This is a genomic window from Rhizobium binae (assembly GCF_017357225.1).
GTDB lineage: Bacteria > Pseudomonadota > Alphaproteobacteria > Rhizobiales > Rhizobiaceae > Rhizobium > Rhizobium binae.
In genome coordinates, this window is sequence record NZ_CP071607.1 from 196,984 (window position 1) to 211,418 (window position 14,435).

At 61.4% G+C, this 14,435-nt stretch carries 12 protein-coding genes; 7 read left to right on the top strand and 5 right to left on the bottom strand.

Translation table 11 applies throughout. The annotated features are described in order from the left end of the window. Positions 1-16 precede the first annotated feature (16 nt). The 6 genes from J2J99_RS27815 to ligD (J2J99_RS27840) all read left to right on the top strand — a co-directional run bounded on the left by J2J99_RS27815 (position 17) and on the right by ligD (J2J99_RS27840) (position 5,892). The gene (locus J2J99_RS27815) at positions 17-952 is read left to right on the top strand and encodes a carbohydrate ABC transporter permease (RefSeq protein ID WP_168296556.1); all 936 of its coding nucleotides are present in this window, start codon (positions 17-19) and stop codon (positions 950-952) included. 4 nt (positions 953-956) lie between these two features. Then, positions 957-1,787: a carbohydrate ABC transporter permease gene (locus J2J99_RS27820; RefSeq protein WP_168296557.1), complete on the top strand. Its 831-nt coding sequence runs from the start codon at positions 957-959 to the stop codon at positions 1,785-1,787. 4 nt (positions 1,788-1,791) lie between these two features. Then, positions 1,792-2,850, top strand: a complete 1,059-nt coding sequence (locus tag J2J99_RS27825; protein ID WP_168296558.1) for an ABC transporter ATP-binding protein — start codon at positions 1,792-1,794, stop codon at positions 2,848-2,850. Between the two features lie 228 nt (positions 2,851-3,078). Then, positions 3,079-3,978: a non-homologous end joining protein Ku gene (gene ku / locus J2J99_RS27830; protein WP_168296559.1), complete on the top strand. Its 900-nt coding sequence runs from the start codon at positions 3,079-3,081 to the stop codon at positions 3,976-3,978. Between the two features lie 12 nt (positions 3,979-3,990). Continuing rightward, complete coding sequence (gene ku, locus J2J99_RS27835; protein ID WP_168296560.1) at positions 3,991-4,809, top strand: non-homologous end joining protein Ku; 819 nt, start codon at positions 3,991-3,993, stop codon at positions 4,807-4,809. 3 nt (positions 4,810-4,812) lie between these two features. Beyond that, positions 4,813-5,892, top strand: coding sequence for a non-homologous end-joining DNA ligase (gene ligD, locus J2J99_RS27840; RefSeq protein ID WP_168296561.1), 1,080 nt, complete (start codon positions 4,813-4,815; stop codon positions 5,890-5,892). 396 nt (positions 5,893-6,288) lie between these two features. Here ligD (J2J99_RS27840) and ligD (J2J99_RS27845) read toward each other — a convergent pair whose 3' ends face one another. Next, complete coding sequence (gene ligD / locus J2J99_RS27845; RefSeq protein ID WP_168296562.1) at positions 6,289-8,931, bottom strand: DNA ligase D; 2,643 nt, start codon at positions 8,929-8,931, stop codon at positions 6,289-6,291. A gap of 250 nt (positions 8,932-9,181) precedes the next feature. Between ligD (J2J99_RS27845) and pepT the strand changes: the two genes are divergently transcribed. Next, positions 9,182-10,414 carry a peptidase T gene (pepT, locus tag J2J99_RS27850; RefSeq protein WP_168296563.1) on the top strand — a complete coding sequence of 411 codons (1,233 nt, stop codon included), beginning with the start codon at positions 9,182-9,184 and terminating at the stop codon, positions 10,412-10,414. Between the two features lie 184 nt (positions 10,415-10,598). Here pepT and J2J99_RS27855 read toward each other — a convergent pair whose 3' ends face one another. The 4 genes from J2J99_RS27855 to cysT form a co-directional block, all read right to left on the bottom strand. Beyond that, positions 10,599-11,435, bottom strand: coding sequence for a cell wall hydrolase (locus J2J99_RS27855; RefSeq protein ID WP_207600997.1), 837 nt, complete (start codon positions 11,433-11,435; stop codon positions 10,599-10,601). A gap of 229 nt (positions 11,436-11,664) precedes the next feature. Further along, positions 11,665-12,705 carry a sulfate/molybdate ABC transporter ATP-binding protein gene (locus tag J2J99_RS27860; RefSeq protein ID WP_168300496.1) on the bottom strand — a complete coding sequence of 347 codons (1,041 nt, stop codon included), beginning with the start codon at positions 12,703-12,705 and terminating at the stop codon, positions 11,665-11,667. Between the two features lie 10 nt (positions 12,706-12,715). Beyond that, a complete protein-coding gene (gene cysW / locus J2J99_RS27865) occupies positions 12,716-13,588 on the bottom strand; it encodes a sulfate ABC transporter permease subunit CysW (protein WP_168300497.1) in 873 nt (290 codons plus the stop codon). Further along, on the bottom strand, positions 13,578-14,435 hold the full coding sequence (cysT, locus tag J2J99_RS27870; RefSeq protein ID WP_168300498.1) for a sulfate ABC transporter permease subunit CysT: 858 nt from the start codon (positions 14,433-14,435) through the stop codon (positions 13,578-13,580). Before cysT ends, cysW begins: the two co-directional genes overlap by 11 nt.

Consider the following 14,435-nt stretch of genomic DNA (forward strand, 5'->3'; position numbering starts at 1 on the left):
TGGAAACCGCAATCCGATGACCATTTCCGCCGATATGCTCGACATGCGTCGCGACCGCAGGCCGTGGCTGCGTCGTCTTGCCGACGCTTCGGAGCCCTATCTCTACAGCGCCCCGGCCCTGATCCTGATCATCGCTGTCATGCTGGTGCCGCTGACATTGGGCGTTTCCTACGCCTTCCGCGACATCCAGCTGCTCAACCCGTTTTCCGGCGGTTTCATCGGGCTCGATCACTTCCGCGAGCTTTCTACGGATGCCGCCTTCTACGGGGCGCTGAGAAACACGCTCTGGTGGACTGGCGCCTCCGTCGTCCTGCAGTTCGTCTTCGGGCTCATCCTGGCGCTGCTGCTCGACAAACCGTTCCCGGGCCGGGCGATCGCGCAGGCGCTGGTCTTCCTGCCCTGGGCGGTGCCCTCCTTTCTCGCCGGCCTCAACTGGGCCTGGCTGTTCAATCCTGTTATCGGGCCGATCCCGCACTGGCTTTTCGCCCTCGGGCTGATGCATGAGCCGGGCAATATCCTTTCCGATCCCAATTATGCGATGTGGGGGCCGATCGTTGCCAATGTCTGGTGGGGCATTCCCTTCTTCGCCATCACGCTGCTGGCCGCCCTGCAGGCGATCCCGCGCGATCTTTATGAAGCGGCGTCGATCGACGGTGCTGGCTGGTTCCAGCGCTTCCGCTCGATCACCCTGCCGTTTCTGGCACCGACCATCGCCATCACCGTGCTGTTGCGAACCGTCTGGATCTCCAATTTCGCCGATCTGATCGTCGTCATGACCAATGGCGGGCCTGCCGACCGCACGCAGATCGTCGCGAGCTACATCTTCACGACGGCGTTCAAGCGGCTCGATTTCGGTTATGCCTCGGCGATCGCGCTGGTGCTGCTGGCCCTGCTACTCGCCTATTCGATGCTGATCATCCTGCTGCGGCAGACGCTGCTGAACAAGGATTGAGACGATGAGACGATCCGCCGTTCCCACCATTGCGCACCGCCTGGCAATCCTCTGCTATATCGCCTTCGCGCTCTTCCCGCTGTTCTGGCTGCTCAAGGTCTCGGTGACGCCGAACGATCTGCTCTATAGCGAAGGCGTGCGCATGTGGCCGTCGCGCACGACCTGGGATCATTATGCCTTCGTGCTGCAGCACAGCGCCTTTCCGACCTTCTTCAAGAACAGCCTGATCGTCTCGGTCTCGACGGCGGTGACCGTGACGATCTGCGCCTCGCTCTCCGGCTACGCGCTGTCGCGCTTCAATTTCAGGGCAAAATACTGGATCGTCGCCTTGATGCTGCTGACCCAGATGTTCCCGCTCGTCATGCTGGTCGCGCCGATCTTCAAGATCCTGTCGCCCTTGCACCTGACCAACAGCCTGACCGGCCTCGTCATCGTCTACACCGCCTTCAATGTGCCCTTCGCCACCTTCCTGATGCAGTCCTTCTTCGACGGCATCCCCAAGGATTTGGAGGAGGCGGCGATGATCGACGGGGCGACGCAGTTCACGGCCTTCCGGCAGATCATCCTGCCGCTGACCCTGCCGGGAATTGCCGCGACACTCGGCTTCGTCTTCACGGCGGCCTGGAGCGAGCTGCTCTTCGCGCTGATGCTGATCAACGGCAATGATGCAGCGACCTTCCCGGTCGGGCTTCTTACCTTCGTTTCGAAATTCTCGGTGGATTTCGGGCAGATGATGGCGGCGGGCGTCATGGCGCTCATTCCGGCCGGCCTCTTCTTCCTGCTCATCCAGCGTTATCTCGTCCAGGGCCTGACGGCCGGCGCGGTCAAAGGTTAAACAAATGGCATCGATCGATATCCAGAATATCCGCAAAGCCTATGGCCATGTGCAGGTGCTGCACGGCGTCGACCTCGAAATCCGGGACGGTGAATTCGTCGTGCTGGTCGGCCCCTCCGGCTGCGGCAAGTCCACGCTACTGCGCATGATTGCCGGGCTGGAGGATGTCACATCGGGCGAAATCCGGATTGCCGGCGCCAGAGTGAACGAGCGGCATCCCAAGGATCGCGACATTGCCATGGTGTTTCAGTCCTATGCCCTCTATCCGCATATGAATGTCGCCGGCAATATGAGCTACAGCCTGAAACTCCGGAAAACGGCCAAGGAGAAGATCGCGAGCGCCGTCTCGGCTGCCGCTGCCAAGCTCGGCCTCGATCCGCTGCTCGAACGCAGGCCGAAGGCGCTTTCCGGCGGCCAGCGCCAGCGCGTCGCCATGGGCCGCGCCATCGTGCGCCAGCCGAAGGCCTTTCTGTTCGACGAGCCGCTGTCCAATCTCGATGCACGCCTGCGCGAACAGATGCGCGCCGAAATCAAGAAACTGCATGGCGAGCTGAAAGCGACCTCGATCTACGTCACCCATGACCAGATCGAGGCGATGACGCTGGCCGACCGGATTGTTGCCATGCATGGCGGCGTCGTTCAGCAGGTCGGCAGCCCGCTGGAACTCTATGACCGCCCCGCCAATCTTTTCGTCGCCGGTTTCATCGGCTCGCCGGGGATGAACTTCCTCGAGGCCAGCTATGTCGCGGGCGGCGTGAAGTTGAAGGACGGCACCATCGTGCCGCTGGCAAAGCCGCTGCCGCTTGAAGACGGCGCGAGGGTGACGCTCGGCATCCGGCCCGAGCATGTGCTAATGACGAATGACGGAACCGGGCTTGCAACCGACGTCGAGCTCGTCGAACCCACCGGCTTCGGCATCATCCTGCACCTCGCCCTTCACGGCCTGCCGTTCAAGATCTTTACGCTCGACCGCGATGCGCTGAAGGCGGGGCCGAACGTCGACGTCGCCTTTCCGCCGCAATATCTGCATGTTTTCGATGGCGAAGGACAACGGATCGATTGAGCCGTCGAGGACCAAAACCACTCCTCAGGCGGCCCCGTCTCCTGGTTGTTACAATCGTAGAAAGCACCCGGCGTGAAAAAGATCGATCAGATTCAAGGGGATGATCGAGACTCGGAAAACGCGTGAATCATTTTGGCTAAGCTATTGAAATTTGATTCGTTTTGATTCGGAACCAATCGTAAAGTGATTCGGTTGACTCGCACTGGTTGCGGCAGGAGCGCGTACGAAATGGTTGCCCCGAGAGCGAATTGGAAAGGCTTTATCAAGTTCGGGGAGGTGGCTTTTCCCGTGGCGCTCTATACCGCCGCCTCCACATCCGAGCGGATTGCGTTTCACACGCTGAACAGGAAGACCGGCAATCGGGTGCGCCGAGAATTCGTGGACGGCGAGACCGGCGATCCGGTCGAACGCGAGGACCAGGTCAAGGGTTTCGAGATCGAAGATGGTCGCTACGTTGTCCTCGAGCCCGAGGAGGTCGCCGCCGCCATCCCCGAAAGCGACAAAACGCTGAAGGTGGAGGCGTTTATTCCTTGTGACGAGATCGACGACGTCTATTTCGACAAGCCTTATTATCTGGCCCCCGACACGATGGGCAGCGACGCTTTCAAGCTCCTGAGGGATGGCATGAAGAAGGCCAAGGTTGCGGCCATCGCCCGCACGGTGCTGTTCCGGCGCCTGCGGACGCTTCTCATCCGACCCCTTGGCAAAGGGCTGGTGGGCTCCACTTTGAACTTCGACTATGAAGTCCGTTCCTCCGACAAGGCTTTCGAGGAGATGCCGGATCTCAAGATCGAGGGCGAGATGTTGGAGCTCGCCAAGCACATCATCAACACCAAGAAGGGCGAGTTCGATCCGAAGGAATTCGACGACCGTTACGAAGCGGCCGTCGCCGAACTGGTGAAGGCCAAGATCGAAGGCCGCACCCTTCCGAAGAAAAAGGCCGCGCCGGCTGCGAAACCGAACGACCTGTTACAGGCACTGCGCGAAAGCGCCGGCATGGCGACCGCGGCGAAGACGAAGCGTACCGCTGCAAATGCCAATGCCGGCAAGGTCAGGCAGAAGTCCGCACGCGCGTCGGCGCCGAAATCTCGCAGCCCCGGCGGCGCTCATCAGCGCCGCGCCGGGTGATCGGAGGTTGCCGTGGCGATCCGGCCATACTGGAAAGGGTATCTGAAATTATCGCTCGTCACCTGCCCGGTGCAGATGATGCCGGCCACCTCCGAAAACGAGAAGGTACGTTTTCACACGCTCAATCGCGCAACGCAAAACCGCGTCATCAGCCACTATGTCGATGCCGTCACCGGCAAGGACGTGAAAGATGAAGACGAAGTGAAGGCCTATCAGCGTGGCGAGGACGAATATGTCATGCTCGAAGACGAGGAACTGGAGAACGTTGCGCTCGAAAGCACCAAGACGATCGATATCGGAGTATTTGCGCCGCGCAACAGCGTCGAATGGATCTGGCTCGACACGCCCTACTATCTTTCTCCCGACGATCCGGTCGGCCAGGAGGCATTCTCGGTGATTCGCGATGCGATGGCGGCTGAGGACATGGTCGGCATCTCGCGGCTGGTGATTGCACGCCGCGAGCGCGCCGTCATGCTGGAGCCGCGCGGTAAGGGCATCGTCCTTTGGACGCTGCGATACGGTGACGAAGTGCGCGACGCGGAGAGCTACTTCGAACGGGTGGACGATCAACCGGCGGACAGCCAGATGATGCCGCTGGTTCAGCAGCTCATCAAGAAGCAGACGCAGCATTGGAACCCGAAGATGGCCTCCGACACCGTGCAGGATAGGCTGCTCGACATCATCGAGTCCAAGAAGAAACTGATGAAGAAGCCGGCCAGGGTAAAATCGAAGGGCAGGGAAAAGGCAGAGCCGGCCCCCAGCAACGTCATCAACATCATGGAAGCGCTGCGCAAATCCGTCGATGCCGAGAACCGATCCGGCAGGAATTGAGCAATGACCAGACCACGGCAGCGCTCGGCCCCCCTCCTTCGCGAGTCCAGTTCTTCGATACAATCTCGACCTGTCCGCCGGCGTGATCCCGACCAGCCAAGCCTGCCGTTCGATGCAATGCCGTCCAGAGTGGAGCCCTGCCTGGCGCTGCTGAAGCAAACGGTGCCGCAAGGGCCGGATTGGATTTATGAGGTGAAGTGGGACGGCTACCGATTGGCGATCCACATCGAGCCAAAGAGCATCCGCATCCTCACCCGCGGCGGCCATGACTGGACCCACCGATTCCCAACTATCGCCGCGGGGGCAAGAGAGCTCGGTGTATCGAGCTGCATTCTCGACGGAGAAGCCGTCGTCGTCGATGAAGAGGGTCGCTCCGACTTTGGAGCGTTGCAGCGCTCGCTCGGCGGCAGGGGCGGCAAGCGGATCTCGACCGAATCCGTCTTCTACGCCTTCGATCTGCTGTACCTCGACGGCCACGACCTGACGCGCACCGAGCTCTCGGTCCGCCGTCATCTTCTGCAAGATCTGATTCCCGGCACCGACGATGGCGCCGTTCGGTTCTCGCAAGACCTGGATCTGGGCGGCGAGGAACTGCTTGAGCACGCCTGCCATCTTGGCCTGGAAGGCATCATTGCGAAGCGCAGTAACAGCCCTTATCGGAGTGGTCGCCTCGGGGACTGGCAGAAGATCAAGTGCGTTCAGAGCGACAGTTTCATGATCGTCGGTTACGAGGAATCCGCCACCACCCGCGGCGGGCTCGGCAGTCTTTTGCTTGCGGGTCGCAAGGGTCAAGATTGGATCTATGTCGGAGCGGTCGGCACGGGGTTCGATCGAACGGAGGCGGAGTATTTGCGCAAGACGTTGAATCGTCTCCAAACGAAAAAACCTGTCGTGCCGCTGAAAGGAAAGCGGCTTGTCTTTTCCCAGCCGACCCTCATCGCCGAAATCGAGTTTCGCGGCTGGACGCGCGAGGGCAGCCTCCGCCACCCCTCATATAAGGGCCTTCGCGAGATCCAGGATAATGCTGCCGTCATTGATCTGACTGACGCCCCTGCGACCACAGGAAGTTCCGCGGGCGATTAGAGCCTTTCCGGGTTAGATTGAAGCATTCTGCCGGAGCAGGTTTTCGTCAGGGCAAAGGCGATTGGCGATGGGCATACCCCCAGGTACGTCCGAGCCAATCGCCTCTGATCCTGGCGGAAACATGCCCGGCCCACCGGCCGCACCGCTTCGCCGTGGCTAAGCGATAAGTGCGTCCGGCGATTCTGGAGTCTTGCAGATTTGCCGAGCAAATCTGCGGGAGGGTTGGCTGAAACGGGCCGGCTGATCGACCGGCCGGCTTGGCCGTAGGGCTGGGCTACGACACGCGCCGGCCGGTCGACCATCCGACTCCGCTTGAGCCAACAGAATGATTCAATCTAGCCCGGAAAGGCTCTAAGATCTCGCACACACCAACTGAGGCCTCTGTTCCTGGCGGTGTCAGGCGGCATGTTTGCCGGTGCGGCCGAGCCTCTTGATGGCCTGCTCCAGGGGACGCTGCCCGTCACAATAATCCTTCCAGGCGGACGACTTCGATAACAAGGCAGGCACGGTTCGGACCGTGAACCTTTTGGGGTCGAGGTCTGACTTCACCTGCGTCCACGTCAGAGGCATGGACACGGTCGCGCCTGGGCGGGCTCGAGGGGAGAGCGGAGCCACTGCTGTCGCCATGCGGTCGTTGCGCAGATAATCAAGGAAAATGCGACCGCCCCGCAGGCTCTTCGTCATTTTGATAAGGTAGAGATCGGGGTTGCTCCGGGCCATCTGCTGGCAGACGTCGTGCGCGAAGGCCTTTGCTTCAGGCCAGGACAACGGCTTGCGCTTATGGATGGCAAGTGGGGTCACGACATGCAGGCCCTTGCCGCCGGTCGTCTTGCAGAAGCTGATCAATCCGAGGTCCTCCAGCCGGTCGCGCATTTCCCGGGCAGCCGCGACAACCGTGGAAAAGGGAACATCGGGTCCGGGATCCAGATCGAAGACCAGACGACCAGGCACTTCCGGTTGACCGGGTTCGCAGTTCCATGGATGAAGCTCGACCGCCGCGATCTGGGCGACCGCGGCAAGCCCTTCGATGCGATCGATCTGCAGGTATGGCTTCTTGTCGCCGAACACCTTGACCAACTCGAGCAGTTTGGATTGCCCCGGCATCGCATGACGCTGGAAAAACTGCTCGCCACCAATTCCATCGGGGGCACGGATGATAGAGCAGGGCCTGCCCCTGATGTGGTCGATCATCCAGTCGCCGACCGCCTCGTAATAGCGGGCCAATTCTTCCTTTGTTACCGGCTCACCGTCGTTGGCATCCGGCCACAATGGTTTGTCGGGGTTGGAAATGAGCACGCCCATGACATCGGCCCTCTGACCCTTCCGGCGCGTTGATCTCTGTTCGGCTCCCGGAGCCGGCGCCGCAACCTCGGCTTTAGAGGACCTTGGCGGACGTTCCGCCTCAACTTCCCTGGCCGGCTTATCTTCGCGCAATCCTTTGAAGGCCGCTTGCCGGACAAGACCGTCGGCGGTCCAGCCCTCGAATTCGATCTCGGCGACGAGCTCGGGCTTCACCCAGACGACTTCAGCCTGCTTCTTCGGAGCGCCGGTTCCAGTGAACGGCGACTTCGCCGTTTCCAGCGCCTTTAGTTTCGGAAGCAGCGTATCGACCTTCTTGGCGCCGTAGCCGGTCCCGACGCGGCCGACATAAACAAAGTTATCGTCGCTGAAAACGCCGACGAGAAGGGAACGGAACTTGCCGTTGGTCTTGGCATAGGCGCCGATGACCACCTCGTGCCCGGCACGGCATTTGGACTTCGCCCAGCTTTCCGTTCGACCGGACTGGTAGGCGGCATCGGCCTTTTTTGACACGATGCCTTCCAGCGAGAGCTTGCATGCCGACCTGAGGACGGCGTCGCCGCCGCCGGTAAAATGTTCGACGAAGCGGATACGGGGATCATTGTCGGCCTCCGTGAGGAGCTCCTGCAACCGCGTCTTTCGCTCGATAAGGGGCTTGAGGCGAAAATCCTCGCCGCCGTCATAGAGCAGGTCGAAGCCGAAGTAGACGAGGTCGCCGGTCTTGCCCTCCGACAGCGCGGCCTGCAGCGCGGCGAAGTCCGGCGCACCGTGCCTGTCGAGAGCGCAGATCTCGCCATCGAGGATACAATCCGGAAGGGCTGACGCCGCCCGGGCGATTTCGGGGTACTTGGCCGTCCAGTCGAGACCTTTCCTGGTTTTCAACGTCGCTTCGCCGCCGAGCACGCGCATCTGGATGCGATATCCATCGAATTTGATCTCATGAATCCAACCGTCCCCGCCAGGCGGCCGCTCCCGCTTCTCGCAAAGCTGCGGCGCGATGAAACTCGGAAGATCAACCGCCGTCGCAGCGCTGGTGCGCTTCCCGCCACTCGCCTCCCGCCCGTCGGCGGCCAGTCCGTGATTGCTGTCCCAGATGGCGTCGGCCTCGACCTTGCCGCCCTCCACCATGAAGGGTTGCGGTTTGCTCCCCTTGCCGGCTGCGATCGTTTCCATGCTGCGGCCCGAGGCCACCGAGGTGAGGTTGTCCTCCAGAATAGCGGCACCGTCCTCTTCCACCGAGAACTCGTCATGATGCTTGATCAACAGCCAGTTGGTGCGCTTGCTGCGCTCGCGATCGCTACGCATGCGCACTAGCACGAAGCTCCCGTGCAAGCGCTCGCCGTCAAGCGTGAACTTGAAATCGCCCTTGCGAAGGGCTTGCTCAGGGCTCATCCTTCCCTCCGGCTCCCAATAGCCGCGATCCCACAGCATGACTGTGCCGCCGCCATACTGACCTTTCGGAATCGTGCCTTCGAAATCGCCATAATCGAGTGGATGGTCCTCGACCTCGACCGCCAGCCGCTTGTCGTGCGGATCGAGCGACGGGCCCTTGGTGACAGCCCAGCTCTTGAACACGCCGTCGAGCTCGAGCCGCAGGTCGTAGTGCAGACGTGTCGCATCGTGCTTCTGAATGACAAAGCGGCGGCGGTTGCTCTTTTTGATGCGCCGCTCACCGCTGGGCTCAGCAGTCTTCTGAAAATCGCGTTTCGATCGGTAGCTCGATAGCTTGTCGCTGGCCATGGCTGTTCCCGGATATTCGGTCCTCAAACGAAATAGCGGTCATCGTTGTTCCAATGCCGAGCGATGGCCAAATCCCTGAAAAGGCAGGGGCGCTTGCCGCCAGCCGGCACGGACGGGGACTGTCCGTCCCCGCCAAATATGATCGCCTATCAACGGCTGCGGCGCTAGAAGCATTCGCCGAGCGGAAAAAACTTTTGCCGCTTCGCCCGCGAGGGCTATATCGTCAGATGATTGTACTGGACTGGATGCCATGACCGACACTGTTCTCGACCGCTTTCTCCGTTATGTCGTTATCGACACCCAATCCGATCCCGCCTCGTCGATGCAGCCGACCACCGAAAAGCAGAAGGATCTTGGCCGGCTTCTGGTCGACGAACTGCTGACGATCGGCCTTGCAGATGCGCATCTCGATGAACATGGTTATGTCTATGCGACTATTCCCGGAAATAGCGAGAAGGCGGTGCCAGTCATCTGTTTCTGCTCGCATATGGATACGGCGCCCGATTTTACCGGCACGGGCGTCAAGCCGCAGATCGTGCGGAACTACGCCGGCGGCGATATCGAGCTTATCGGTGATCCGAGCCGGGTCATCCGTGTCGCCGAGCATCCCGAGCTTAACAACCAGATCGGCAACGACATCGTCACGACCGACGGAACGACATTGCTCGGCGCCGACGACAAGGCCGGGCTGGCAGAAATCATGACCGCGGCCCAGATTCTCGTCGATAATCCCGATATCCGGCACGGGACGATCAAGATCCTGTTCACGCCCGACGAGGAGGTCGGCCGCGGCGTCAACAAGGTCGACTTGAAGAAACTCGGCGCCGACTTCGCCTATACGATGGACGGCGAGACGGCCGGCCATATCGAGGACGAGACCTTTTCGGCCGATGGCGTCGAGATCAGCATTTCAGGCGTGGCGATCCATCCGGGCTTTGCCAAGGACCGGATGGAGAACGCCATAAGGATCGCCGGCGCTATCATCGATCGGCTGCCGAAGGAGGTGGCGCCGGAGACCACCGAAGGCAAGCAGGGCTTCATTCATCCGGTCGGCGTGACCGGCTCGATGGAAAAGGCATCGCTGAGCTTTATCATCCGCGATTTCTCCGAGGAGGGGCTGGCTGAAAAGGAGGCCATGCTCCAAGCCATCGTCAAGGAGGTGATGGCTGCCTATCCCGGCTCGACCTCTCATTTCCAAGTGACGGAGCAGTACCGCAACATGAAGACGGTGCTCGACCGTCACCCGGAGATCGTCGAAAACGCGCTTGAAGCCGTGCGCCGAGCCGGCATGACACCGGTGCGCGGCAGCATCCGCGGTGGTACCGACGGTTCGCGCCTCTCCTTCATGGGGCTGCCATGCCCGAACATATTCGCCGGCGGCCATGCCTTCCACTCACCGCTCGAATGGGTCAGCCGCCAGGACATGGAAAAGGCCGTCAAAACGATCGTTGAGCTTGCGAGGGTCTGGGAAGAGCGCGCTTAAGAGGCGTCTGAATCGGATAAGCGCTCGATCCGCAGCCCGACGCGTTTCTCAGGGGCAAGTACTGGCGGTTCATCCCCGATCAACCCGTCCAGGGAAAGCAGGGAGGCCTCGGCGGTCGCGTCGCCGCCAGGACGGCTGCAATACATTCAAGCGCGACCGAGGTCGGTTCTGGGGAACGGCGGGCCTAGCCGCCGTTTGTCGCGATGCTTCCGCGCAGCATGACGCTGTCATAGGCGGGGCGGGGCGTGGGGATGGCGATCGGCATTCCCGGTTCGGGCGCGATCGAGGGTTCCGGCGGCGTCACCGGTGCGGTCACCGGCGCGGTTATCCGCATCGGCGCCGTGCTCGCCGTGGCCATGGGATCGGGCGCCGGCAGAGGAACGGGAACGGCCGACGGGATCAGCGCCTCGAATTGAGGTGGCAGCATGCTTTCGCCGGGCACGTAATTCATCGCCACTTCGTAGGAGGGCAGCGGCGGTGGCGTTTCGAGCATGCCGTTGGAGTCGCGCTTCTCGTAGAAGGCATTGCCGCCGGCGACCGCCACATAGTGCATGTTGTCGTAGGGAAATTTCAGCCCGTCGGTGTGGAAGAACATCGCATCCTTCACTGCCGGATGGCGCGCACCCTTCAGCAAGATCGCATCGGCCGCGGTGGCAAGCTCGGGCTCGGCCTGTGGCTTGACTTCGCGCGTCATGACACCGGGCGCAAACTGCCTTTCCTGGGCGACGACGCCGCAGATGGATTGAGGATAGGCACCTGACGTCAGTCTGTTCATGACGACGGTGCCGACGGCCAGATAGCCATCCTCGTCGGAATGCTGCGACTCGAAATACATCGCGCGCTTCAGGCAGTCGCGATCCTTAGCGGTATAATTGAAAGTGACTTTCGCCGGTTTAGCCTGTGTCGTCTTGGTCTTTGCCGGCGTCGTCGCCGGCTTCGGTGTTGTGGTGCAGCCTGCGGCTGCCAGTCCTACGAATAAAATCCCGATCAGGGATTTTCCAAAGGAAATCTCCGCCCTCAACGCCAGGTGCCTCCTATGGGATTAGTCCAGCCCTTTATGATTAACGCGCACAATCTTTTACTCGTCACATGACTGAAATACAAACAACCTCAGATCACAATAAGCCAGATGGACTCCCGCCAAGGGTGATTCCGGCTGATCCGTGCGACCACGTGCTGCATAAATCCGGAGGGTTAACGAATTATTAAGCCGGGCCGGTGCTTGCGTCAGCAGACGCGCGCAATCGAGATCAGGTGCGAAACAGCTTCCACCGAGTCGGCTTGAACGCGACGCGGTTGCGGTCGAGCCTGTCGGCCTCGCTCGGCGGCAGCTCGATTTCGATATTTGGTCGGTCACTGCCTATATCCAGCTCGATATGGCGCGTGCCGGCGACGCGGCGGCTGGAGACCGGCTGGCCGGCAATACAATTTTCCGCTGATTCGCAGAGCCTGACATCGTGCGGGCGGAAATAAAGCTGAGCGGGACCGTCCGGCTCGCCCTCGGCATTCAGGCCGAGCGACCGGCCGTCGAAGCGGATGTCGCCGTCGGCGATTTCGACCTGCAGGCAGTTCGATTGACCGATGAAGCCGAAGACGAAGGGAGAATTCGGGTAATCGTAGACTTCATCGGGTGTACCGACCTGCTCGATCGCACCCTGGCTCATGACGACGACGCGGTCGGCGAGTTCCAGAGCCTCGTCCTGGTCGTGGGTGACGAAGACGGTGGTGTGGCCGGTGCGGTCGTGGATCTCTCGCAGCCATTTGCGCAGGTCCTTGCGCACCTGAGCGTCCAGCGCGCCGAAGGGTTCATCAAGCAGCAGCACGTTCGGTTCGACCGCCATGGCGCGGGCAAGCGCCACGCGCTGACGCTGGCCGCCGGAAAGCTGTGCCGGATAACGCGCCTCGAGGCCGGAAAGCTGCACAAGGTCGAGCAGTTCCAGCGCCCGCCGGCGGATGTCGGCCTTGGCAGGACGCCGCGCACCTTTTCTGACCCTCAACCCGAAGGTGACGTTGTCGAGCACCGTCATGTAGCGGAAGAGGGCATAGTGCTGGAAGACGAAGCCGATATTGCGCTGCTGCACGGTCTTTTTCGAGGCATCCTCGTCGCCGAAGAAGATCTGCCCTTCCGTCGGGCTTTCCAGGCCGGCGATCAGGCGCAGCAATGTCGTCTTGCCGGAACCCGAAGGGCCGAGCAGGGCGATCAGCTCGCCGGAGCGGATGTCGAGCGAGACATCGTGCAGCGCCGGAAACCGCTCGAATTCCTTGCGAATGTTTTGAACGCGTACTTCCATTGCAAATCCTTCAGTGCCGCCGGCTGGCGGAAATCTCCGCGCTGTAACGCATTTCCAGGAGCGTCTTCAAAACCAGGGTGACGAGCGCCAGCAGGGCCAGAAGCGTGGCCACGGCGAAAGCGCCGGTAAAATTGTACTCGTTATAGAGAATCTCGACCTGCAGCGGCATGGTGTTGGTCAGGCCGCGAATATGGCCCGAGACCACCGAGACGGCGCCGAACTCGCCCATGGCGCGGGCGTTGCAGAGCAGCACGCCATAGAGCAGGCCCCATTTGATGTTCGGCAGCGTCACATGCCAGAAGGTCTGCCAGCCGCTGGCGCCGAGCGACAGCGCTGCCTCCTCGTCGGCCGTTCCCTGTTCCTGCATCAGCGGGATCAATTCGCGGGCGACGAAGGGGAAGGTGACGAACATGGTGGCCAGGACAAGCCCCGGAACGGCGAACAGGATTTTGATGTCGTTGGCGCTGAGCCACTGGCCGAGCCAGGTATTGGCGCCGAAGAGGAGCACGAAGACCAGGCCGGAGATGACGGGGGAGACCGAGAACGGCAGGTCGATCAGCGTGGTCAGGAAGGCCTTGCCCTTGAACTCGAACTTGGCGATCGCCCAGGCGGCGGTAACTCCGAAGACGAGATTGAGCGGCACGCTGATGCCGGCGACGATCAGCGTCAGGCGGATCGCCGAGAAGGTCTCTGCATCCTGCAGCGCTTCGATGAAGGGACCGGCGCCCTTGCGGAAGGCTTCCACGAAGACGGCGGCAAGCGGCAGCAGCAGGATCAGTAGCAGGAAGACCAGCGACAGGATGATCAGGCTGTAGCGCGCGATCCGGTGTTCCGTGGTCACCGAACGCAGCTTGATGGGTCGCGCGTTCGTATCAAGCGCCATAGCCGTACCTCCGCCTGCTCCAGCTCTGGATGAGGTTAATGACGAGCAGCATGGCGAAGGAAAGGATCAGCATGATAGCCGCAATGCCGGTCGCCGCCGCGTAATTATATTCTTCGAGTTTGATGACGATCAGCAGCGGTGCGATCTCCGATTTGAACGGCAGGTTGCCGGCGATGAAGATGACCGAACCATATTCCCCGACGCCGCGGGCAAAGGCGAGCGCAAAACCGGTGAGCACCGCCGGCGCCAGCCCCGGCAGCAGCACGCGGAAAATCGTCTGGAAGCGGTTCGCGCCGAGTGTCGCGGCGGCCTCCTCGACTTCCTTGTCGATCTCCTCCATGACCGGCTGCACCGTGCGCACCACGAAGGGCAGGCCGACGAAGATCAGAGCCACGACAATGCCGGCCGGCGTGAAGGCGATCTTGATGCCGAGCGGAGTCAGGAACTGGCCGATCCAGCCGTTCGGCGCATAAAGCGTCGTCAGCGCGATGCCGGCGACCGCGGTCGGCAGTGCGAAGGGCAGGTCTACCATCGCATCGATGACGCGCTTGCCCGGAAAGCGGTAACGCACCAGCACCCAGGCGAGGATGATGCCGAACACGGCATTGACGACCGCGGCGATGAAGGCGGTGCCGAAGCTCATGCGCAGTGCGTTCAGCGTGCGCGGATCGAGCGCGATCGACCAGAATTTCTCCCAGCCGAGCGCGCTCGACCGGACGGCAAGGCCGGAGAGCGGAATGAGGATCAGAAGGGTAAGCCAGGTCAAGGTAAGGCCGAGCGTCATTCCGAAACCCGGAATGACGCTCGGCCGCCTGAACCGCCACCGAGTGGGGCTATGTGCTCTCAT

What these genes read in the sequence shown, in the direction of transcription:
- J2J99_RS27815 (WP_168296556.1), top strand. Translation starts at nt 17, where the DNA reads ATGACCATTTCCGCCGATATGCTCGACATGCGTCGCGACCGCAGGCCG.
- J2J99_RS27820 (WP_168296557.1), top strand. Translation starts at nt 957, where the DNA reads ATGAGACGATCCGCCGTTCCCACCATTGCGCACCGCCTGGCAATCCTC.
- J2J99_RS27825 (WP_168296558.1), top strand. Translation starts at nt 1,792, where the DNA reads ATGGCATCGATCGATATCCAGAATATCCGCAAAGCCTATGGCCATGTG.
- ku (WP_168296559.1), top strand. Translation starts at nt 3,079, where the DNA reads ATGGTTGCCCCGAGAGCGAATTGGAAAGGCTTTATCAAGTTCGGGGAG.
- ligD (WP_168296561.1), top strand. Translation starts at nt 4,813, where the DNA reads ATGACCAGACCACGGCAGCGCTCGGCCCCCCTCCTTCGCGAGTCCAGT.
- ligD (WP_168296562.1), bottom strand. Translation starts at nt 8,931, where the DNA reads ATGGCCAGCGACAAGCTATCGAGCTACCGATCGAAACGCGATTTTCAG.
- pepT (WP_168296563.1), top strand. Translation starts at nt 9,182, where the DNA reads ATGACCGACACTGTTCTCGACCGCTTTCTCCGTTATGTCGTTATCGAC.
- J2J99_RS27860 (WP_168300496.1), bottom strand. Translation starts at nt 12,705, where the DNA reads ATGGAAGTACGCGTTCAAAACATTCGCAAGGAATTCGAGCGGTTTCCG.
- cysW (WP_168300497.1), bottom strand. Translation starts at nt 13,588, where the DNA reads ATGGCGCTTGATACGAACGCGCGACCCATCAAGCTGCGTTCGGTGACC.
- cysT (WP_168300498.1), bottom strand. Translation starts at nt 14,435, where the DNA reads ATGAGAGCACATAGCCCCACTCGGTGGCGGTTCAGGCGGCCGAGCGTC.